This window comes from Halochromatium roseum, from assembly GCF_016653315.1.
Classification (GTDB): domain Bacteria; phylum Pseudomonadota; class Gammaproteobacteria; order Chromatiales; family Chromatiaceae; genus Lamprobacter; species Lamprobacter roseus.
In genome coordinates this window covers 196365-217202 of the sequence record NZ_NHSH01000040.1, presented here as the reverse complement: position 1 = coordinate 217202, position 20838 = coordinate 196365, and the positions used below count along the sequence as shown (strand labels likewise).

Below are 20838 nucleotides of genomic sequence, written 5' to 3'. Positions count from 1 at the left end.
TCGTTGATCAGCGTGATCGCATTGGCGGGGTCAGTGCTGCTGCTGCGCGTCTCGAGATAGGTGGTGCCATCGATGACCAACGCTCCGGTGCCGGTAAGGGTCGCGGTGGCGCCATCGTCAATGTGCAGAGAGCCCCAGTTCGCACTTGAGTCGAGGCCAATGGTGCCGGTGTTAGTGATGGTGCCTTCCAGTGTCAGGCCATCGCCCCACTGCACCTCAATGTCACCCTCATTGGTGATGTCAGTCAGTCGCGCTGAGCTGTTATGAGTGCTGCTGGTGACCGAGATCACGCCGGTACCGGTCGTGCTAAGTCGCCCGTCGGCGATGCTAGCGTTGTTGCCGAGTTCGACCGCGGAGCCATCCAGGGCCTGGATCAGATTGCCCGTATTGTCGACCGTGATGCCGCTCAAACCCAGCGTGCCGCCGCCCGTGGCCTGAACCGTGCCGCCGGCGGTGGCGGTATTGTCCAGCTGGCCACCGCTGAGCCAGATCTCATCGCCACTGTCGGCCTGGATCAGCCCTCGGTTGACCAGGGTGACGTTCGGGTCCATGGCCAGGGTCGCAGCCGTGCCGCCATCCTGAGCGCCGCGGATGTTGTGGTCGGTATCGTTGATCAGCGTGATCGCATTAGCGGGGTCAGTGCTGCCGCTGCGCGTCTCGAGATCGAGGGTACCGCCATCGATGACCAACGCTCCGGTGCCGGTCAGGGTCGTGGTGGCGCCATCGTCAATGTGCAGAGAGCCAGACCCTGCCGTTGGACTCAGACCAATGGTGCCGGTGTTAGTGATGGTGCCTTCCAGCGTCAGGCCATCGCCCCACTGCACCTCGATGCGGCCTTCATTGACGACGTTGGTCAGCCTCGCTGAGCTGTTATGACCGCTGCTGTAAACCTCAATCACACTGGAGTCAGCCGTGGAGAGTCGCCCGCCGGTGACCCAAACATTGTTGCCAAGTGTGATCGTGGAGCCTTCAGTGGCTTGGATCAGGCCAGTAGTACCGTTGTTGACGACTGTATTGCTGCTGAGGTCCACCGTCGAGCCGGCGACCGCCTGGATCAGGCCGGCATTTTCGAGAGGGGCAGCGTTAAACTCAAGCGTTCCGCCGTTACTGGCTTGGAGAGTGCCTAAATTGAATGAGGGTGCCTCCTCCAGCAGATCCAGGATCAACGGGGAGCCATGGTTGGCATCGATGAGGCCAAGATTGAATAGGCTGAGGCCTGAAATCCGCCCAGCGCCTTGGATGCTGTGAAGGGCATCGTTCACCAGCGTGCTGGATGGCGAACTTGCGGTAATAAGATTGTTAGGACTATCACTGAGGCTGAGGACACCAGTGCCCGTGAAGGCAGTGGACGGGTTGGTGAGTTCGAGGGTGGTTGTGTTCCCAGCGGAACTCAGCGACAGGGTGCCGTTGTTTTCAACAATCGCCCCAGTCGTGTCGCCGTGGATGGCCAGGCTTGCGCCATCGGTGACATCTACCTGATCACCAGTATCGATGGTGAGATTTTGCGCGTTGGCGGCCGTGTCGACGGTGACTGTCGAGTCGATGCCAACCGTGTCATCAACAACCACATCTGTCGTGTCATTTGGGGTGCCCGCTGACCAGTTGGCCGCCTCGTCCCAGTTGCCTGACCCACCATTCCAAGTCGTCTGCGAGCGCGCTGGTGCGCTTGCCGCAGCGAGCGCGGTCAGGATGGCGACATGCAGAAGCTTCTGTTTAAACCCTGGCACTTTCACGAGATCCCCCTATGTTCCAAAATTTTGTCCACGCACCATTCACCGCGAACGGCACTGATCACTAAATCAAACCAACAAAGCCGAACAAACCCAAAACTGAGGCTCAAAATGCAAGGCAATTTCTGTACCAGCGTGAACGCATACTTATTTAAGTAGGGGGCTATGGATGCTGCCGGCGCTGAGACGCATGAGTGTAAAAAAAATTGACGCTGTTTCTAGCCGATTTTTGCGCAGCAAACCAAGAATAGACCCAAAAATTTTTAAATAATCCTTATAAAACAGTATCTTGCTTTTCCAACACCTCCCTTCGATAGGCGTAAAAAAACCTGACACTGCTTCTGACCAATTTCGAGACGAGCCCCCTAGCAAAGGCCAGGGAAATGAGATAAATTTATTTAAAAACAATAGCTTAATTTGTTCTCGCCACACCCAACAGGTGTAAATAAAGCTGACATCGCCCGATTTCCACTAGACTATTGCCAAATCCGCCCTTGTTCGCGAAGCCAAAATCCATGCTTGACCAGATCCGCCGCTTTTTCGATGACGTCATCCAGCGCTCGACCAGGGATGATCCGTTCGATCGCGATCATGCCATGCGGTGTGCCAGCGCGGCACTGATGCTGGAGATGACCCACATGGAGTCGGAGCCATCCGCCGCGCTTGGCCGTGAGCTGGTCGCCACCCTGGTGCGCGAGGATTTTGGCCTCACCCGCGAGGAGACCGATGCCCTGCTCGCCTGCGCCGATGCGGAGCGTCGCGATGCCACTGACTATTTTCAGTTCACGCGGTTGATCAACGAGCACTTCACCGCGGACGAAAAGACCAGCCTGATCGAGTCACTCTGGCGCGTCGCCTATGCGGATCAGCGCCTGAGCAGCCTCGAGGAACATCTAGTGCGCAAGGTCGCCGAGCTGATCTACGTGCCGCATGCCGCCTTCATCGGCGCCAAACATCGCGCCGAGGCGGATCGCCGGCTCCCTGAGGATTGCTAATCTCATGCGCGTTGCACTCTTGTTGACGCTGACCTTGGGTCTTTGGATCGGCCCCGACCTGGGCGCAGGCGCAGACCGAGCGCTTGCTCAGCCAGCCGACACCGCCCAGTCGCCTGTCAGTCGCACCGAGGCATCGAAGCCGGAAGACCTCGCCCAATCCGGCACCGACAAGATCGATGCGCGTGCCCACCGGCTGGCCAAGGCGATCGAGGCCGACATCCTCCGTGTCGAGCCCTATCTGGAGCGCTACGGCTACTGGGCGGTGTTCGCCGCCGTCGGCATCGAGGGCCTCGGCATCCCGGCGCCGGGTCAGACGCTGTTGGAGGCAGGCGCCCTGGTCGCCGCGGTGCCGGACAGCCGGCTGAACATCGGTCTGCTGCTGCTCGTCACCATCGTCGCGACCTCTCTCGGCCAGGCCATCGGCTACCTGATCGGCCGCTTTGGCGGGCGCGTGGTCCTGAATCGGCTGCCGATCCCCGCGCAGCACCTCGCGGGCATCGAACGGAAGTTCAACACCTATGGCGGCTGGCTGCTGCTCTTCGGCCGCTTCGTCGATGGCCCGCGCCAGCTGATGGGACTTTTCGCCGGCGCGCTGCAGATGCACTGGCTGCGCTTCCTGTTGTTGAATGTCGCCGGCGCGGTGCTCTGGTCCAGCTTCTGGGCGCTGGGTGTGTATTATCTGGATCTACACTTCGATGCGCTGGTCGCCGTGCTGCGCCAGCTCAACCCCTGGATGGCGGCGCTCGGGCTGTTTGGGGTCATCGCCCTGCTGCTGGCCCTTCTCATCGCCCTGCTCAACCGGTCGGGGCAGGGTCAGGCCAAAACCTAAATCGCTCTCGCTGTCACCGTCACGATCACTGTCCATGCTCATCTTTCCGCTCATCATCCCAGCGTCATTCGCAAAGCAGGACGCTGTTGCTGGAGCGTCTCCAAGGACCAGTGCAAGAACAACCAAAACACCTAGCTGGTCGCCAGGTGCTGCTGATCTGGCTTCGCTGAGTGAAGCGATACCGATGACGTTTGATCCCTTACTCAGGCGTCCGCGCTAGCGACGAGCCACGAGCCACGCGCGATGTCTTTTCCCTGGCGACTCTATCTCGCGGCCCTGTTCGTCGGCGTCTTCGCCGGACTCATCGGCGGCGCCTTCCATTTCCTGCTCGATCAGGCCGCATCCAGCAGAGACCTGCTGCACGGGCTGCTCAGCACGGCACCGGTCCCCGGCTGGCTGCTGCTCATGCTGCTCGGCGCCCTGGTGCTGGTCACGGTGATGTGGCTGGTGCGCCGATTCGCGCCGGAAACCGCCGGCAGCGGTGTGCAAGAGGTCGAGGCGATCCTCGCCGGCGAGCGGACACTGCGCTGGCAGCGGGTGCTGCCGATCAAGTTTATCGCCGGCACCCTCGCCGTGGGTTCCGGCCTGGTGCTGGGTCGGGAAGGACCGACCATCCACATGGGGGCTGCATTGGGGCAGCTCGCGAGCGAGCGCCTGGGGCGACGTCCCGGGGCCAATCGCGCGCTCATCGCGGCCGGTGCCGCCGCCGGACTGGCCACGGCCTTCAATGCGCCGCTCGCCGCCATCGTCTTCGTCACCGAGGAGCTGCGCGAGCATTTTGAGTATCGCTTTGCCACCATCCAGTCGGTGATCCTGGCCTGCTGTGCATCGGTGATCGTCAGCGGTTGGATGCTTGGACAAGGTCCGGATATGCCGATGCCGAACCTGGACATGGCGCCGCTCGACGCGCTGCCGTTGTTCCTGCTGCTCGGCGTGCTGATCGGCGCGCTTGGCGTGCTGTTCAACCGGTTGCTGTTGGGCTCGGTCGCGGCTTATCGGGCGCTGGGCACGCCGGGGGCCTATGTCGCGGCGGCGCTGACCGGGCTGATCCTGGGCGCACTGATCTGGTTTGCGCCGGCCACGGTCGGCGGCGGCGAGACCCTGGTCGAGCATCTGCTGCATGGCCAGCCGGCGCTCTTCTTCCTGCTCGCGTTGCTGGCGGTGCGTCTGCTGACCACGGTCGGCAGCTATGGTCTCGGGCTGCCGGGCGGCATCTTCGCGCCGATGCTCGCGCTCGGCACCCTCTGCGGCGCGGCCTTCGCGGCACTGGTCTCGATCACGGCACCCGCGCTGGCGCTAGCACCCGAGGTGTTTGCCGTGGCCGCGATGGGCGCGCTCTTTGCCGCGACCGTTCGCGCGCCGCTCACGGGCATCATCTTGGTGATCGAGTTGACCGGCGCCCAGGCCTTGGCGCTGCCGATCATCCTCACCTGCCTCAGCGCCACGTTCACCGCTGAGGGCTTGGGCGGAAGGCCGATCTACAGCTCGCTGCTTGGGCTGCAGCACAAGCCCGCGCCGCGCGCGCCGATCTGGCGGATTGCGGCAGCGGCGATAGTCCTGCTGGCCTTTATCGCGATCGAGCGGATCGATGTCGCTCGGGAGGGTACTGGCATGGAGCCGACCGCGGTGCTTGCGCAGGTGCCGTCATCGACATCGACGCCGTTATCGACATCGACTCCGAAGACGACGGCGCCGACGGCAACGCCAACTCTGACAGCGCCAGTGCAAGTGCCAGCATCAGTGTCATCGCCCACTGAACCGGCGCAGGCGCAGGCACCGACCTCGACGGCAACCGCAACCCGGCCGAGCGATCCGAAGGTCAATGGAATGGATACTGAGACGCGGCCTGCATCCGAAACGGCGGCTCAGTCAAGTTTGGCAAAGGCTGGGCCAGGGATCAGCGAGAGCGCTGATGCCGAGACTGCAGCCAGACCCGGCCCCGGAGCAGGAGCAGGAGCAGGAGCAGAATCGGAATCGGGATCGGCGCCAGGGCCAGAACCAGAACCCGCTCAACAGTTTGCAGCCTCGGCGACGATCAATGATTCCAATGCCGCTGGCAACAACGTCAATGCAGTCACTGCTGAAACCTCGGCAGCGACACTAGAGCGTCGTGCAAGCCAGTCGCTAGGCTCATTGGGTTCAGAGCAAGAATCGGCCATGGGGCCTAAGATGGAACCAGCGATAAACCAAGAGGGTCAGTCTGCCTCACAATCTGAAGCATCAGCCGGTTTAGCACCAAAGGCCGCAGCAACGGCTGCCGAGCCCGACTTGCGTGCAGCGACGGCAACCCCAAACGCGAGCGCCGTCGAAATCCCCCAGAGCGCCCGCTTCAGCATCCAGCTCATCAGCTTCCGCGATGCCGACAGCCTCGCGCGCTTCGCCCAGGACGAAGGCCTAGTCGGCCGCGCACTTAAGATCAAGCCTGACGGGCAACCAACCCGCTGGCACGCCGTGCTGATTGGCGCCTACGCCGATCGCGCCGCCGCCGAGGCCGCGCTGCGGGATCTCCCCGCGGACCTGAAGCGCCTCGACCCCATCATTCGCAGCCTCACCAAGGCTGAGCGCTTGATGCCGATTCAGGCTGCCGCTAGGCCCTAAGGAGCAAGACGCTCACTCACAACGCGCGCGTGATCAGCTAAACTAGCAAATAGATAACTCACAATAACCGATTACAAATGCGTGTAATATCCAAAAAGCCCTTGCGAGATTTTTGGCAAATACACCCTGAGTCAAAGGGATTGCTGGAGGACTGGTTCAAAAAGGCATCGAAATGCGAAGCGTACTCTTTTTCACAGCTGCGGCAGACATTCGGTTCGGCTGATTACGTCGATGGAGTAACGATCTTTGATGTTGGCGGAAATCGCTATCGTCTAGCCACAGTCATTCATTACGACAAGCAACGACTTTATGTGCGTCATGTGATGACCCATGCAGAATATGATAGAAATGCTTGGAGAAAAGTATGAATCCAGTCATTGATATGCAGCAGCTGGTTCCAGCTTGGCAGTCGCTCCAGTCACTGGCCCCCATCAATCATATCGAGTCTGAAATCGACTACGAGCAAGCGATCACTATGCTTAACAGTCTGCTAGACGTTGTGCGCGACGACGCAGAGCATCCTCTATACTCGTTGATCGCCGTTATCGGCGATCTTATTGAAGCCTACGAGATTGACCATGAGCCTATTGCCTTGAGTCTAAATTGATCATGTCAATAGCTTCTCTTCAATCTTAGACCTCCGCCGAGCCAATTGCTAGTCACATTCGCTAGGCATCTTCAACCAGGTTCCGATGTAATGATCCATCCGTCGCAGATTGTTGTTCCACCTGGTCAATCCGTCCTGCTGGAAACCGTGGATTGGGCCTCTTTCGAGACCTTTCTGGAACAAATGGGGGATCGCCCGGGCATGCGCCTGGCTTACGATGCCGAGGTGTTGGAGTTGATGACGCCGCTACTAGAGCACGAAGACGATAAGGAGATCATTGGTGATTTGATCAGGGCGCTGCTTGAGATGCTCGACATCGAGTTTCGCAGCATCGGCTCGACGACGCTCCGCAGCCCAGCTGTCGCCAAAGGCGTCGAGCCGGATCAGTGCTTCTACATTGCCCACGAGGCCGCAATCCGCGGCAAGCGCAGGATCGATCTGAGCGTCGATCCGCCGCCGGACCTTGCATTGGAGATCGACATTACCACCAGGCGCGACCACCGGGCGATCTATGCCGCCTTGCGCATCCCGGAGCTGTGGCGTTTCGATGGCACTCGCCTGCACATCTATTGCCTGCGGGGTGATGGCTATCTCGAGACCGAGCGCAGCGACCAATTCCCTGGCTTTGCACTCACTGATGCGATCCCCCGATTTCTCGAGCGCAGCCGGGTAGACGGACGCAGTGCCGCACTGCGCGCCTTTCGCGGTTGGGTAACGACAGCATGCCCGAGGTAGGATGACGAATGGCGCATTTGTTTCCGATTTGAGAATGGTGACGCGTTTGAAGTCGAGGTCTGCGATGACCATTAATCGGAGTGTGACCCATGACTTTTGAAAACACGGGGATTCAACGGAAACCAACTCACCCAGGAGAAATGCTGCGGGAAGATTTCGCTCCTGACTATGGATTAAGCGTATCGACCCTGGCGGAGGCGCTGGGTGTCTCACGGCAATCAGTGAATGAGCTTTTACGTGAGCGACGGGCGGTCAGTCCCGAGATGGCGATTCGCCTGGCCCGACTGTTTGGTAACTCCGCTGAATTCTGGCTCAAGGCTCAGCGTGCCGTTGATCTGTGGGAAGCCAAGCAGGCGCTTGCGTCTGAAGTCGCGCGCATTCGCCCGTTAATTGCCGCATAAATTCACTGCGGATTCAGGCGCTCGCAGCGCCCTCGATAAAGGCTGCCGCATCGTCGGCGAGCGCCGTCAGTAGCGCCTCCGGCACCGCATCGGCGCCTTGGCCCAGCGCGATGGCGCGCATCAGCAGGGCGACGTCCGGCTGCTCCAACAGACCAGCGGGTAGCACCTCACCATAGAGCCAGATGCCGGCCTGCGATGGGCTCGGCGGATCAGCGCGGCCGACGCGGTGGGCGGCGGCAGCAAGCAGAGCGGAGAGCATCAAGTCCATCGCCGGCCCTGGGCAACGCTGTTGGATCAGCAGGCGCGCGGCATCGATGGCTTCGCGCGCCTTGCGCAGCAGGGGTGGCTCGACCGGTGCCTCCAGGGCGCCATCGGCGTCGGCGTCTTCAGCCTCGCCGTCAAACACCGGCTCTGCCTCAGCCACCGGCGAGGCCTGACCGAGTCGGCCCAGACTCGCGAGGGTGCGACGATCGATCAGCGCGACCGGCACCCGCTCGCTGAGCCCGGCGGCGATCTCGTCGTCGGCCGCTTCGACTCGATCCAGCACCACCAGCAGGCCGCCCATGCCCACGCCAAGACCGCTGTCGCGGCGACGCTGAGCGAGCATGCGCTGAATGCGTGGGCCGAATTGCGTCTGCAGGGCGATCACGCAGTCGCGCACCGCGTCATCGAGGTCTGGGCGCAGCCTTGCCGTGGAGGACGAAGATCGCCGCGCCGACTCGGCCGCAAGCCGCCCCTGCTCGGCATCGGACTCGGTTTCAGCGCCAACCGTGCCTATCACGTTGGGCTCCGTGCCGGTTTCCGTGCCAGCCGCGCCTGCAGCCTCGGACTCCGCGCCGGTTCCCGCGCCAGCCCCGCCTGCGGCATCGGACTCCGCAGCATCGGACTCCGCGCCAGCTGTGCCCGCGGAGCCTGTTGTATCCGCGGCACCAGCCTGCCCACCACGCTCGGGCTCCTCAGCGTGCGCACCTGCAGCGTCCGTCTCAACAGTCCGCTCGCTCCCCAGCGCGTCGCCGAGTCTCGCCCCTGGCGGACTGCCTCCCGCAGTCTCATCGGTTGCCGCTGCGGTCGCGCCCTCTGCCCCGGCGCTGTCATCGGTCGCCGCCGTCGAGTCCACCGACCCCTCAGCCGATGCCGACGCACGCGTCAAATCATCCGCCAACACCTCCGCAAGCCGCTTAGAAACACTGACTACATCCTCGGTCGCATCCGCATGCACCACGTTATCGAACAGCTCGCGCTTACCCTGCACCAGCCCCAGCACCCGCTCCTCATAGGACTCCGGCGCCACCAGCAGGATCGCCTGCACCTTCTGCCGCTGGCCGAGCCGATGCACGCGCGCGATGCGCTGCTCAAGCACCGCCGGGTTCCAGGGGATATCCAGGTTGATCAGCACCGCGGCGTTTTGCAGGTTCAGGCCGACACCGCCGGCATCGGTGGAGATGAAGACCTGAATCGCGTCATCGTCGCGGAAGCGGTCCATCAGGGCGCCGCGATTGGCGGTCGGCACCCCACCGTGCAGACGCACGCTGCCGAGCCGCATCGCGCGCACGCGCTGCTCGACCAGCTCGGTCATCACCGCCCACTGCGAGAAGACCACGACCTTGAGGCCAGCCAGCCGGCAAACCTCGTCAAGCAGCGTCTCTAGCTCATCGAGCTTGGGCGCACTGCTGCCGTGCCGCTTCTGCGCCAACTCCGGATCGACCAGCGCCGCCGCGTTGCAGGCCATCCGCGCCCGTTGCAGCGCTGCCATCATTCGGTTCTGCTCGCCCGGCGTCAGCGGGCGCCGCTGCATGATCCGCGCCAGGATCACCGCGGCATTGATGGCGTCATTGTGGATCTCCTGCTGCAGATCCGACATCGGCACGTCGACGCGGGTCAGGATGCGCTCTGGCAATTGATCACGCACCAGGCTGCGGTCGCGCCGCAACATCACCGGCGCCAGCCGCCGCCGCAGCTCGGAGAGATTGCGGTAGCCGAGCACCTTGCCGCGATCATCGGTGATGTGGAAATCGACCAGGTAGCGCCACAGCGGCCCCAGCACGCGCGGGTCGATCACCTGCAGCAGGCTGTAGAGATCCTCCAGGCGATTCTCGAGCGGCGTGCCGGTGAGCACGAAGGCGTAGCGCGAGCCGATCTGTTTGACCGCGCTGGCAATCTTGGTGCGCCAGTTCTTGATGCGCTGGGCCTCATCAAGGATCAGCAAGTCCGGGCGCAGGTCGGCATTGATGATGCTGAGATCGCGCATCACCAGCTCGTAGTTGACGACGAAGAAGCCGCGTCCCTTGCGATACTGCACGCCGCGCGCCGCCACCGGCCCTTGCACGACCTGGACATCGACGTCGGTGAAGCGCTGGATCTCGCGCGCCCATTGCAGTTTCAGCGAGGCCGGGCAGACCACCAGCACGCGCTCGACGCCATCGTTGCGATGCAGCCAATAGGCGGCAGCGATCGCCTGCAGGGTCTTGCCCAGACCCATGTCGTCGGCGAGCAGGGCTCGGCCGCGACCGGCGAGGAAGGCGACGCCGTCGGTTTGATAGGAATAGAGCTTGGCCTGCACCCCCGGCAGTCGACCGCCGCTGTCACGGATGCGCTCACCGATCTCGGCGGCACGCACCGCGCGCGCGGCATCCTCCGCCAGCCGGCGGGCATAGCCGAGCGCGTCGTCGCCGATCTCCAGATCGCCACGCTCGGCGACCTGGTCGGCAAAGCGCAGGAAATCGTCGGGCAGCCGCCGCCGGAACCGGCCATCGGCATCGAAATGCTCTTGGAGCAGCGGCAGCAGGTCGGTCGCGGTCTCGGCGCCGCGATGCAGGCGGATGCTCGGCGCCTGCGCGCCCTCCCAATCCAAGAACACCGCGCCGCGTGGTGGCGGCTGCTGGGCAATGCGCTTGAAGTCGCGGCGCTTGCGCAACCGATGCAGGACCGCTTCAACATGCTTGCAGGTGCCCAGCTCGTTGGTCGCGAAATCTGGGCAGGTGCAATAGTTGGCGCGCCGATCGAAGGCGCGGATATGGACACGGTAATCACTCGAGAAGTGGGTCGCCGATTGCAGCGAGCGCGCCCGCCACAGCCCATAGCCTGCCGCCTTGGCCGAGTCCGACAGCGGCTCGACATGAACCTCGGCGCGGGCCTTGGCAAGCCGCTCCTCCAGTGCCGAGCGTTGGGCGTCGGCGAGCAGCGCCGGGTCCGTTGGCGCCTGGCCCTGGCCTTTGGCATAGGCGAAGAGCGCGGCGATCGCATGCACGCAAAAGGCGCCGTCGTCGCAGCCATCGCATTGGCAGCCGGCGAGCAGCCTGGCGTTGCCTCTGCCGACCGCGCGCCTGGCGGCATTGGCATCGCCCTTTGCAACAGCTTCGGCATCCAGTGCATCGGCCGCATCCGCGGTACCGGCAGCACTCCCAGCATTCGCAGCATCGGCAGCATCGGCAGCACTCCCAACACCGGGAGTGCCTGGAGCATCAGCAGCACTCGCAGCGCCAGGAACAGCATGAGCCTCCATGGCATCAGCGGCGTCGATGGTAATCTCGACCTCAAGCTGTTCCTCAGTCTCAGCATCCTCAACGCGGGCATAAAGCCCGTTCGGCGCCCGATCGAGCGCCGTCACCCGCAGTTCGTTGCAATGCCGAAGCCCAGCACGCACCACCGATGGCTCCGCCAGCGCCTGGATCTGCTCGCTGTCGAGCAGCAGCGGATCGGCTTGCTGACCCGAGTCGGCAGGCTCTGTTGATTCGCCAGACGCTGCAGTCTCCGCAAAAACGGCAATATCAGGATCTGGCATCGACGCAGAGGTCATGTCGGCATTCAGCGGGTCGTTCGGCATCGTCCAATCCTGCAGCGCAAAGAGATCGGAATGTTACGCCAGCATGCGAGCGCTTGCAGTTGCTCGACCTAAAACAGCCGCGGGATCGGCGATCAAAGCTCAGCAATCAGCAAACCGCGCATTCGCCCTTGGTCACTTCTGGTCACTTCCGGACTGGACTCGAAACGCTAAGGTTCTGGCGCCTGCCGCTCTCGGTCAGCTATCAGCTATCCAGCCGCTTGAGATCGCGGTAGAAGTTCTCGTGCGGACCCAGCATGAGCAGTTTGAGTGTGTTCTCGTCCAACACCCGGTAGGCCAGTAGGCATCGCATCTTGCCCATACGGAATTTGTAGACCAGCACACCCGCGAGATCGCCGACTTTGGCTTCACCGGCGTCCGGCTGGCTGGCAATGGTCCGCACGACCTCATCGAGCGCCGCCTTTTGTTGGGGATGCAGCTTTTTGAGGGTGCGCTCGAAGGTCCGGGTAACCAGGATGCGCATTAGCCGAAAGGGTACTCGCCGACGGGATCTTCCTGATCCGCAATCAGGATCTCGCGGATCACACTGAAGGGCAGGTCAGGATTTTCAGCGGCGATCTTACCGATCTGCGACCAATATTCGATCTGCTTGGGCACGGAGCGATGCTCGATCGTGCCATAGCGCCTGGCGCTCTCAACCAAGGCTTCGGACAGCTTCACGTTGGTGGCCATGGCAACCTCTCACAATATGGCTCAGGAAGGTCATTATAGTGCCATTAAGGTCCAAAAAGTAACCCTCCATCGCTCGCTTCACTCTGTTTTCGCTTGCAAGACTGTCGTGCCACTCTGAATACTCGCCTCGGCTGGCCAATCCAGAGGCCAAACCAAGATTGCAGCGAAGCTCATTGGGGGCTAATGTTGCGACCAAGCGACGGCGAGCACCGATCGACATTCTGAACGCTGGCGAAGCCGCAAGGAGATCCGAGGAGATCGCATGGCCCACACACTGACCCGCTATACCGACATCCTCGAGATCGTCGGCGATCTGCTCAAGGTGCGCGTCGCCCGCGCCAGCGCCGAGGCGCCAACCATCGCCTATGACGACCTGGCGCTGGTCGAGGGCGTCGATGGCTTTCGCTCGCTGGCGCGGGTGATCAAGATCGATCAGGATCTGGTCTCGCTGCAGGTGTTCTCCGGCACCAAGGGCGTCTCCACCGCCTCGACCGTGCAGTTCCTCGGCCATGCCATGCGCGCGACCTACTCGATGAATATCCTGGGCCGCGTGTTCCGCGGCGATGGCGGCCTGCTCGATGCCGGCCCCGAGCTGGATGACGAGCCCAAGATCCCGACCGGCGGCCCCTCGGTGAACCCGGCGCGGCGGCTGCTGGCGTCGAAGATGATCCGCACCGATGTGCCGATGATCGATGTCTTCAACGCCCTGGTCGAGAGCCAGAAGATCCCGATCTTCTCGGTTGCCGGCGAGCCCTACAACCAGCTGCTGGCGCGCATTGGCGTGCAGGCCGATGCCGATATCATCGTCTTTGGCGGCCTCGGGCTGATCTTCGACGACTACTATTTCTTCCGCCGCCAGTTCGAGGATGCCGGCATCTTCGCCCGCACGGTGATGTTCGTGAACCTCTCCGCCGACCCTGTGGTCGAGCGGCTGCTGGTGCCAGACATGGCCTTGGCGGTGGCCGAGAAGTTCGCGCTCGAGGAAGGCAAGCGCGTGCTGGTGCTGCTGACCGATATGACCGCCTATGCCGACGCCATGAAGGAGGTCGGCATCGCCATGGAAGCCGTACCCTCCAACCGCGGCTACATGGGCGATCTCTACTCGCAGTTGGCGCGCCGCTACGAGAAGGCCGCCGACTATCGCGAAGGCGGTTCGCTGACCATCCTCACCGTCACGACCATGCCCGGTGGCGATGTGACCCATCCGGTACCGGATAACACCGGCTACATCACCGAGGGCCAGTTCTATCTGCACGATGGCGTGCTCGATCCGTTCGGCAGCCTGTCGCGGCTGAAGCAGCATGTGATCGGCAAGGTCACGCGCGAGGATCATGGCCAAGTGATGAACACCATGATCCGCTTCTACTCCGGCGCCAAGGATGCGCAGCAGAAGCAGGCGATGGCCTTCGAGCTGAGCGACTTCGACCAGAAACTGCTGCGCTTCGGCGACCTGTTTCGAGAGCGGTTCATGGACATCAATGTCAGCCTGCCGCTGGAGCAGGCACTGGACCTGTGCTGGCAGACCATGGCCGAGTGTTTCGAGCCCGAGGAGTTGCTGATGAAGCAGCCGTTGATCGATAAGTATTTTCCGCGTGAGATCGCCGACGCCACGGCGCGGCGCTAAGTCATGGCCAAGGTCTCGCTGAGCAAATCCTCGCTGTCGCAGCAGTCGCAGCAGCTGAAGAGCTATCAGCAGTTCCTGCCGTCGTTGGACATGAAGCGCAAGCAGTTGATGGGCGAGCGGGCGCGCGAGCTGGCCGAGCGACGGGCGCTGGAGGCGCGGCTGGAGGCGCTCAAACAGCGGGTCGCCGAGCGCCTGCCGATGCTCGCCAACGAGGAGATCAACCTCGACACCCTGGTCCAGGTCGAGCAGGTCGAGCTGGGCCGCGAGAACCGCATGGGCACCTGGCTGCCCACCTTGGCCGAGCTGAGGATTGCGGTGCGCCCCTACGGCTATCTGTCAAAGCCGCACTGGATCGAACCGCTGATCGACAGCCTGCGCGAGGCGCTGCGACTGCGCCTGCAACTGCGCCTCGCCGAGCAACGCTTGGCGCTGCTCGATCAGGCCGTGCGCACCGTCACCCAGCGCGTCAACCTGTTCGACAAGGTGCTGATCCCGCGGACTCGGGCCAACATCAAGCGCATCCGCATCGCACTCTCCGATGCCGAGCGCGCGGCGGTGGTGCGCTCGAAGATCGCCAAGAAGAAACGCGCCGCGGAGGGGCTAGGCTAAGATGGCCATCGAGCCACTGAAACGGCTGTCGCTGGTCGGCAGCCAAGCGCAAAAGCCGGTCGTGATGGACCGGCTACAGGCGCTCGGTTGCCTGCATCTGGTGCCACTGGCGCCGGCCTCCTCGCAGCCGGAGACGTTGCCACCCGAGCACGCCGTCGAGGCGCGGCAGGCACTGCGCTATCTCCTCGATGAGCCGGAGAAGCGGCGCCAGGTGCATAACGAAGCCGGCTTCGACTTGGCCACGACCATCCGCTCGGTGCTCGCCAATAAGGATCAGATCCGCGCCACCCTCGACCGGCGCGACGCGCTCGCCGAGCGCGCCAAGGCCCTCGCGCCCTGGGGCGACTTCAGCCTGCCGCCGGGCGAGGCGCTGGCCGGCGAAAAGCTCTGGTTCTATACGGTGCCCTTGCGACGTCTGAAGGAACTCGAGGGCCTGACTCTGCCCTGGCAGGTGGTGCACCAAGACAACCGCGAGGCGTTCTTGGTGGTGATCGCGCCGGAGGAGCCGCCCCCCGACGCGCTACCGGTGCCGCGCACCCACACCGGCGCCCTGTCGTTGAGCCAGGTCGAGCAACAGCTGGAGGCCGCCGAGCTGGAGCTGGAGGCGCTGGAGGCCGATCGGCGCGCCTTGACGCGCTGGATCTATCTGCTCAGCAAGCACTTTGCCCGCGCCGAGGATCAGGCCGTGCTGACCCATGCCCAGAGTCTGACCCGCGACGCCGATGGCCTGTTCGCGGTGCAAGGCTGGGTCGGTCTGCCGCGGGTGCCGGCGGTGGAGGCGTTGGCCGCCGAGCAGGGGCTAGCGCTGCTGATCGAAGACCCCGAACCTGGCGACGCCCCGCCCACCCTGCTCACCAACCCGGAGCGCCTCGGCGCCGGCGAGGATCTGGTCGGCTTCTACCAGATGCCGGCCTACGACAGCTTCGATCCGAGCCGCATCCTGTTCTTCTCGTTCGCGCTGTTCTTCGCGATGATCCTCTCGGATGCCGGCTATGCCGCCCTGCTCGGCCTCGGGCTGCTGCTGTTCTGGCGCAAGCTCGGCGGCTCGACCAAGGGCCGTCGCTTCCGCGTGTTGGCGAGCAGCATCACCGCCACCTCGTTCGCCTGGGGGGTCTTGATTGGCAGCTATTTTGGCGTCGCGCCACCGCCCGATAGCCTGCTGGCACCGCTGCACCTGCTCGATATCCAGGACTTCGACAGCATGATGCGGCTCTCGGTCGGCATCGGCGTGCTGCATCTGGTGCTGGCCAATCTGGTCCAGGTCGGCAAGCGCTGGCCACGCCCGCAGGCACTGACGCCGATCGGCTGGAGCCTGGTGGCGCTCAGCGGGTTCGGGCTCTGGCTGGGGCTGAGCCTAGCGCCAGCGGCCCGGGTCGCGACCATCGAATGGCTCGGCTACGGCGGCATCGCGGTCGGCCTGCTGCTGGTGTTCATCGGCAGCAGTGAGCGGCCGATCAACGGCCTTGGCTCGCTGCTCTGGCGCGGCCTCGACGGCATGCTGGCGCTGACCCAGGTGACCAAGATCTTCGGCGACACCCTCTCCTATCTGCGGCTGTTCGCGCTCGGTCTCGCCTCGGCCTCGCTGGCGCTGACCTTCAATGATCTGGCGGTACGGGTCGATGCCGACGTGCCCGGGCTTGGGCTGCTGCTGCAGATCCTGCTATTGCTGATCGGGCACAGCCTGAATCTAGCATTGGGGCTGGTCAGCGGCGTGGTACACGGGCTGCGGCTGAACTACATCGAATTCTACAATTGGGCGTTGTCCGGCGAGGGCTATCCCTTCCGCCCCTTCAAGAAGACGGAGAGCATCGAATGAACGAGTTGGTTATCGCGCTCGGCTGGGCGGGCATGTACGGCGCCCTGGCACTGGGCGCCATCGGCAGCATCATCGGCTGCGCCATCGCCGGCCAGGCGGCGATCGGTGCCATGGTCGATACCGAATCTGGCCATGGCCGCTATCTCGGCGTCTCGGTGATGCCCTCGACCGGCGTCATCTACGGCATCGTCATCATGTTCACGCTGCAGCGCGAGGTCACCGACACCGCCGCGCCCGGCCTGTTCGGCATCGGCCTGCTGGCCGGCATCGCGCTGCTCTATGCCAGCGTGCTGCAGGGTCGCGCCTGCGCCTCGGCGATCCAGGCGATGAAGGTGAAGCCGGAGATCTTTGGCCTGTCGCTGGCGCCGGCGGCGATCGTCGAGGGCTTCTCGGTGTTCGTGTTCGTCTTCGCGCTGGTGCTTGCTGGCAACATTCCGGCTTAAGGCGATTTCCGGACATGAGTCTCCCATTCAGCATGGCGGCAAGCCTTGTACGGGCGAATTCATTCGCCGCGACATCCTCGACATCCGTCCTATCCGTACACCCAAGGGGGCGAATCCATTCGCCCCTACAGTGGTGCGTCCTGCCGCCCTCGCGCGGCACGATCCCCCTGAATGGCAAGGTTTCCCCCGGGAGCGTTCAATGACTGAGCCCAAGCGCGAGACAGCCCGCGAGATGAGCCGCGACACCGCCCGCGAGAGACCCCCGGCGAGCGCCACCTCGGCCGGGGTCGACGCCCTGATCCAACGCCTGCGCGATGAGGGCGTTGCCAAGGGTCGCGCCGAGGCGGCGCGGATCGAGCAGGAGGCGCGCCAGCAAGCCACGCGCATCCGCGCCGAGGCCGAGGCCGAGGCCGAGCGGCTGCTCAGTGACGCCCGCCAAGAGGCCGCGGCCCTCAAGACCGCCGGTGAAGACGCGCTGCGCCTGGCCATGCGCGATACCGTACTGCGGATGACCGCGGTGCTGACCGGCGCGATCAGCGAGAAGGTCCGGCGCCTGATCACCACCGAACTCGAGCGCGAGGAGTTCCTGCAGCAGCTGATCCTGGAGGTGGCGCGGCGCGGCCGCGACGAGGCCGGCATCGCGCCCGGCGATCAGGTCGAGATCGTGCTGCCGCGCGAGCTGATCGGCATCGAGGAACTGCGCCGCAATCCGCTCGAGCTGCGCGAGGGCTCGCTCTCCCACTTCGTGCTGGCTGTGGCCTCCGAGGTGCTCGAGGAAGGGGTCAATTTCCAGGTCTCCGACGACGAGGCGCATGGTATCCGCATCCGGCTGCGCAACAAGCAGATCGAGATCGATCTCAGCGACGAGAAGGTCGCCGAGCTGATCCTGGCGCATCTGCAGCCGCGCTTTCGAGCGATCCTGGAAGGGACCGTTAAATGATGGCCAGTCCACGGCCCCACAGACGCGCCCGCACAGCCAGCATCCTGACGCGCGCTGCGACCAAGCCGGCACGCTGGAGCCGCTAGTCGATGGCACCGAGCGACCGTTATCTGACGCTGCTGACCTCGCTGCCCGCGCATGGGCCGCTGTTCGGCGCCAAGCAGACGCCGCTGTCACGGTTGCGCCTCGAGATGCGGCTAGGCTGGCTCGAGCCCGAGGACGCCGAGGATCTGGCTCAGTATGAGTTGCTGACCGCCTGGAAGGATCAGCGTTTCGAGATCGATGACGATGCCCTGGTGCGTCAGGCCGAGCAAGGCATTGCGGCGATCCGTAACGGCTTCGTCCGCGAACTGGTCATCTGGCGCTTGGAGATGCGCACCCTGGTCGCCGCTCTGCGTCATCGGCATGCCGGTGGCCTTGCGCCCGCCGAGCGGCGGCGCTGGGGCTTCGGCCGTTGGGTGCCACTGATCCGGCGCCACTGGGGCGAGCCACATTTTCGCCTGGAGCGGGTATTCCCCTGGCTGCCCGAGGCCAAGCGCCTGCTCGAGCGCGACGATGCCTTGGGGCTGGAGCGCCTGCTGCTCGGCACCGTATGGGCGCATCTCGAGCGCATCGGCGCCGAACATACGTTCGATTTCGAGGCGGTGGTGGCCTATGTCGCCTGCTGGGACCTGGTCGCGCGCTGGACCCGTTACGACGCCGAGGCGGCGTTGGAGCGCTTTGATCATTTGGTCGAGGCTGGACTCCATGAGGGGCGCTCTGCTGAGCGCCAAACCGGGCTCGGGGCTGGACTCGAAGCGCTTGAGACGCTGCTTGCCGAGACCGCTGCATGAGTGTGCTTGCTCGATGCGGCTGCTGAGGTTCTTGCACATTCATGTCGCTTTGCTGCCTCGAAGCATGAAGCGCCCTTTTGGATTGATGGGAACGCTTGAATGGCGAGTGGACCAAGATGATTGAATCACTGAGAGGGTGCTGATTGTGGCTGATCACAGAGCGGCTGCGGCTGCGGTTGAACCATCGCCGGAGACCGCGCACACGACATCGGGCTCGGGTCCAGCATCCGGCTCAGGCTCGGGCTCGCACCCAACGCCGGTGCCGACGCGCGTGGTCGCGGTACAGGAATCCTTGGTCACCATCGAGGGTGGCAGCGAGGAGGGCGCGCCGCTGCCGCTGGTGAAGAACGAGGTGGTCTATATCGCGCCGCGTCGTCCGTCGGAGAGCGGCGTTCAGGAACGGCTCAAGGCCGAGGTGCTGCGGGTGCGTGGTCGCTTCGCCGATGTGCAGGTGTTCGAGGATACCGCCGGGGTCTCGATTGGCGATCCGGTGGTGCAGAGCGGCGATCTGTTGTCCGTCACCCTGGGTCCAGGTCTGCTCGGTCAGGTCTACGATGGCCTGCAGAATCCGCTCGAGAGTCTGGCCGTGCGCCATGGCACCTTCCTGCCGCGCGGGGTCGAGCTGCCGGCGCTGGATCAGGGCAAAAAGTGGTCGTTCGTGCCGCGTGTGCAGGCCGGCGCCAAGCTCAAGGCCGGTGGCGTGCTCGGCACCGTGCAGGAGGGCACCTTCTCGCACAAGATCATGGTGCCCTTCGACCAACTCGGCGAGGTCGAGGTGACCTGGATTCGCGAGGGTAGCGTCACCGTCGACACCCCGGTGGTGCGCATCCGCGATCAGCATGGCCATGAACGCTCGCTCGATCTGACCCGGCGCTGGCCGGTACGCCGCCCGCTCACCGAGCGCATGCTTCGCACCCGCGCCATCGAGCGCCTGTATCCGTCCGAGCCGATGATCACCACCATCCGGTTGGTGGATACCTTCTTCCCGATCGCGCGCGGCGGCACCGGCTGCATCCCTGGGCCATTCGGCGCCGGCAAGACCGTGCTGCAGCATCTGATCGCCAAGCATTCGTCGGTCGACATCGTCATCGTCGTCGCCTGTGGCGAGCGCGCCGGCGAGGTGGTCGAGACCCTGACCGAGTTTCCAGGCCTGACCGATCCGATGACCGGCGGCTCGCTGATGGACCGCACCATCATCGTCTGCAATACCTCATCGATGCCGGTCGCGGCGCGCGAGGCCTCGATCTACACCGGCATCACGCTCGGCGAGTATTACCGGCAGATGGGCTATCAGGTGCTGCTGCTGGCCGACTCCACCTCGCGCTGGGCGCAGGCGATGCGCGAGACCTCGGGTCGGCTCGAGGAGATCCCGGGCGAGGAGGCCTTCCCGGCCTATCTGGACTCCTCGATCCGCAGCGTCTACGAGCGCGCTGGCGTGTTTCGCACCGCCGACGGCAGCCATGGCAGCCTGACCATGATCGGCTCGGTGTCGCCAGCGGGCGGCAACTTCGAGGAGCCGGTCACCCAGTCGACCCTGAGCACGGTGAAGACCTTCCTGGGGCTGTCTTATGATCGCGCCTACAAGCGCTTCTACCCGGCGATCGATCCGCTGATCTCCTGGTCACGCTATCTCGACCAGCTCGCCGACTGGTATGGCGCGCACATCGATCCGAGCTGGGTCGCGCGGGTCAAGCGCATTCAGGAGTTACTGCGCCAAGGCGACCGCGTACAGCAGATGATGCAGGTCACCGGCGAGGAAGGCGTGACCCTGGCCGACTATCTGATCTATCAGAAGGCGCTGTTCGTCGATATGGTGTTCCTGCAGCAAGACGCCTTCGACAAGGTCGATGCCTCGGTACCGATCGAGCGGCAGCAGATGACCTTCGAGCGGGTCTACGAGCTGGTGCATCGCGAGTATGATTTCGACGGCAAAGGCGCCGCGCGCGAGTTCTTCATCAAGCTGACCGGGCTGTTCAAGAACTTCAACTATGCGCCGCCAGAGAGTCCGGAGTACAAACGGCTGCTGCATGAGATGGCTAGCTTGGCGGATGCGATGGCGTTGCCGATGACTTCTGGCGAGGAAACCAGGGCTTAAAGCAACGCGGAAAACCCGGCCTGACCGCCTCGACTAGCGCCGGACTGCTGCAATTTCGCATGGGCTTGGT

At 63.8% G+C, this 20838-nt stretch carries 18 protein-coding genes; 14 read left to right on the top strand and 4 right to left on the bottom strand.

What is annotated here, in order from left to right; genetic code table 11:
• Nucleotides 1-1727: beta strand repeat-containing protein (locus CCR96_RS05010; protein WP_201218147.1), on the bottom strand; the 1727-nt coding region annotated here is incomplete at its 3' end.
• Between the two features lie 518 nt (nt 1728-2245).
• On the opposite strand from CCR96_RS05010, the gene CCR96_RS05005 reads away from it, so the two are divergent.
• From CCR96_RS05005 to CCR96_RS04975, 7 genes are all read left to right on the top strand, one after another.
• On the top strand, nt 2246-2725 hold the full coding sequence (locus CCR96_RS05005) for a tellurite resistance TerB family protein (RefSeq protein ID WP_201218143.1): 480 nt from the start codon (nt 2246-2248) through the stop codon (nt 2723-2725).
• Nucleotides 2726-2729: 4 nt separating this feature from the next.
• Nucleotides 2730-3554, top strand: a complete 825-nt coding sequence (locus CCR96_RS05000; protein ID WP_201218138.1) for a DedA family protein — start codon at nt 2730-2732, stop codon at nt 3552-3554.
• A 243-nt stretch (nt 3555-3797) separates the two neighbouring features.
• On the top strand, nt 3798-6152 hold the full coding sequence (clcA, locus tag CCR96_RS04995; protein WP_201218133.1) for a H(+)/Cl(-) exchange transporter ClcA: 2355 nt from the start codon (nt 3798-3800) through the stop codon (nt 6150-6152).
• Nucleotides 6153-6229: 77 nt separating this feature from the next.
• On the top strand, nt 6230-6520 hold the full coding sequence (locus CCR96_RS04990) for a type II toxin-antitoxin system HigB family toxin (protein ID WP_201218123.1): 291 nt from the start codon (nt 6230-6232) through the stop codon (nt 6518-6520).
• The gene (locus tag CCR96_RS04985) at nt 6517-6759 is read left to right on the top strand and encodes a transcriptional regulator, XRE family protein (RefSeq protein ID WP_201218118.1); all 243 of its coding nucleotides are present in this window, start codon (nt 6517-6519) and stop codon (nt 6757-6759) included. Before CCR96_RS04990 ends, CCR96_RS04985 begins: the two co-directional genes overlap by 4 nt.
• A gap of 90 nt (nt 6760-6849) precedes the next feature.
• Nucleotides 6850-7494 (top strand): Uma2 family endonuclease, encoded by a 645-nt coding sequence (locus CCR96_RS04980; RefSeq protein ID WP_274601070.1) that lies wholly within the window; start codon nt 6850-6852, stop codon nt 7492-7494.
• 89 nt (nt 7495-7583) lie between these two features.
• Nucleotides 7584-7895 (top strand): HigA family addiction module antitoxin, encoded by a 312-nt coding sequence (locus CCR96_RS04975; RefSeq protein ID WP_201218107.1) that lies wholly within the window; start codon nt 7584-7586, stop codon nt 7893-7895.
• 13 nt (nt 7896-7908) lie between these two features.
• On the opposite strand, the gene CCR96_RS04970 is transcribed toward CCR96_RS04975, so the two are convergent.
• The 3 genes from CCR96_RS04970 to CCR96_RS04960 all read right to left on the bottom strand — a co-directional run bounded on the left by CCR96_RS04970 (nt 7909) and on the right by CCR96_RS04960 (nt 12408).
• Nucleotides 7909-11718 carry a DEAD/DEAH box helicase gene (locus CCR96_RS04970; RefSeq protein ID WP_242518485.1) on the bottom strand — a complete coding sequence of 1270 codons (3810 nt, stop codon included), beginning with the start codon at nt 11716-11718 and terminating at the stop codon, nt 7909-7911.
• Nucleotides 11719-11920: 202 nt separating this feature from the next.
• Entirely contained in the window at nt 11921-12199 is a 279-nt protein-coding gene (locus tag CCR96_RS04965; RefSeq protein WP_201218101.1) for a type II toxin-antitoxin system RelE/ParE family toxin, read from the bottom strand.
• On the bottom strand, nt 12199-12408 hold the full coding sequence (locus CCR96_RS04960) for a TA system antitoxin ParD family protein (protein ID WP_201218099.1): 210 nt from the start codon (nt 12406-12408) through the stop codon (nt 12199-12201). Before CCR96_RS04960 ends, CCR96_RS04965 begins: the two co-directional genes overlap by 1 nt.
• A 262-nt stretch (nt 12409-12670) precedes the next feature.
• On the opposite strand from CCR96_RS04960, the gene CCR96_RS04955 reads away from it, so the two are divergent.
• The 7 genes from CCR96_RS04955 (at nt 12671) to CCR96_RS04925 (ending at nt 20768) form a co-directional block, all read left to right on the top strand.
• A complete protein-coding gene (locus CCR96_RS04955) occupies nt 12671-14032 on the top strand; it encodes a V-type ATP synthase subunit B (RefSeq protein ID WP_201218094.1) in 1362 nt (453 codons plus the stop codon).
• Nucleotides 14033-14035: 3 nt separating this feature from the next.
• Nucleotides 14036-14641, top strand: a complete 606-nt coding sequence (locus tag CCR96_RS04950; RefSeq protein ID WP_201218082.1) for a V-type ATP synthase subunit D — start codon at nt 14036-14038, stop codon at nt 14639-14641.
• Nucleotide 14642: 1 nt separating this feature from the next.
• A complete protein-coding gene (locus CCR96_RS04945) occupies nt 14643-16457 on the top strand; it encodes a V-type ATP synthase subunit I (RefSeq protein WP_201218077.1) in 1815 nt (604 codons plus the stop codon).
• Nucleotides 16454-16900 carry an ATP synthase subunit C gene (locus CCR96_RS04940; protein ID WP_201218073.1) on the top strand — a complete coding sequence of 149 codons (447 nt, stop codon included), beginning with the start codon at nt 16454-16456 and terminating at the stop codon, nt 16898-16900. The genes CCR96_RS04945 and CCR96_RS04940 overlap by 4 nt, the downstream gene beginning before the upstream one ends.
• 199 nt (nt 16901-17099) lie before the next feature.
• Nucleotides 17100-17840 carry a hypothetical protein gene (locus tag CCR96_RS04935; RefSeq protein ID WP_242518478.1) on the top strand — a complete coding sequence of 247 codons (741 nt, stop codon included), beginning with the start codon at nt 17100-17102 and terminating at the stop codon, nt 17838-17840.
• An 89-nt stretch (nt 17841-17929) separates the two neighbouring features.
• Nucleotides 17930-18673 (top strand): DUF2764 family protein, encoded by a 744-nt coding sequence (locus CCR96_RS04930; RefSeq protein ID WP_201218067.1) that lies wholly within the window; start codon nt 17930-17932, stop codon nt 18671-18673.
• Between the two features lie 259 nt (nt 18674-18932).
• Nucleotides 18933-20768, top strand: a complete 1836-nt coding sequence (locus tag CCR96_RS04925; protein ID WP_201218248.1) for a V-type ATP synthase subunit A — start codon at nt 18933-18935, stop codon at nt 20766-20768.
• The last annotated feature ends 70 nt before the right edge of the window (nt 20769-20838 follow it).

What these genes read in the sequence shown, in the direction of transcription:
- clcA (WP_201218133.1), top strand. Translation starts at nt 3,798, where the DNA reads ATGTCTTTTCCCTGGCGACTCTATCTCGCGGCCCTGTTCGTCGGCGTC.
- CCR96_RS04955 (WP_201218094.1), top strand. Translation starts at nt 12,671, where the DNA reads ATGGCCCACACACTGACCCGCTATACCGACATCCTCGAGATCGTCGGC.
- CCR96_RS04980 (WP_274601070.1), top strand. Translation starts at nt 6,850, where the DNA reads ATGATCCATCCGTCGCAGATTGTTGTTCCACCTGGTCAATCCGTCCTG.
- CCR96_RS04935 (WP_242518478.1), top strand. Translation starts at nt 17,100, where the DNA reads ATGACTGAGCCCAAGCGCGAGACAGCCCGCGAGATGAGCCGCGACACC.
- CCR96_RS04975 (WP_201218107.1), top strand. Translation starts at nt 7,584, where the DNA reads ATGACTTTTGAAAACACGGGGATTCAACGGAAACCAACTCACCCAGGA.
- CCR96_RS05005 (WP_201218143.1), top strand. Translation starts at nt 2,246, where the DNA reads ATGCTTGACCAGATCCGCCGCTTTTTCGATGACGTCATCCAGCGCTCG.
- CCR96_RS04960 (WP_201218099.1), bottom strand. Translation starts at nt 12,408, where the DNA reads ATGGCCACCAACGTGAAGCTGTCCGAAGCCTTGGTTGAGAGCGCCAGG.
- CCR96_RS04965 (WP_201218101.1), bottom strand. Translation starts at nt 12,199, where the DNA reads ATGCGCATCCTGGTTACCCGGACCTTCGAGCGCACCCTCAAAAAGCTG.
- CCR96_RS04990 (WP_201218123.1), top strand. Translation starts at nt 6,230, where the DNA reads ATGCGTGTAATATCCAAAAAGCCCTTGCGAGATTTTTGGCAAATACAC.
- CCR96_RS04945 (WP_201218077.1), top strand. Translation starts at nt 14,643, where the DNA reads ATGGCCATCGAGCCACTGAAACGGCTGTCGCTGGTCGGCAGCCAAGCG.
- CCR96_RS05000 (WP_201218138.1), top strand. Translation starts at nt 2,730, where the DNA reads ATGCGCGTTGCACTCTTGTTGACGCTGACCTTGGGTCTTTGGATCGGC.
- CCR96_RS04940 (WP_201218073.1), top strand. Translation starts at nt 16,454, where the DNA reads ATGAACGAGTTGGTTATCGCGCTCGGCTGGGCGGGCATGTACGGCGCC.
- CCR96_RS04985 (WP_201218118.1), top strand. Translation starts at nt 6,517, where the DNA reads ATGAATCCAGTCATTGATATGCAGCAGCTGGTTCCAGCTTGGCAGTCG.
- CCR96_RS04930 (WP_201218067.1), top strand. Translation starts at nt 17,930, where the DNA reads ATGGCACCGAGCGACCGTTATCTGACGCTGCTGACCTCGCTGCCCGCG.
- CCR96_RS04970 (WP_242518485.1), bottom strand. Translation starts at nt 11,718, where the DNA reads ATGCCGAACGACCCGCTGAATGCCGACATGACCTCTGCGTCGATGCCA.
- CCR96_RS04950 (WP_201218082.1), top strand. Translation starts at nt 14,036, where the DNA reads ATGGCCAAGGTCTCGCTGAGCAAATCCTCGCTGTCGCAGCAGTCGCAG.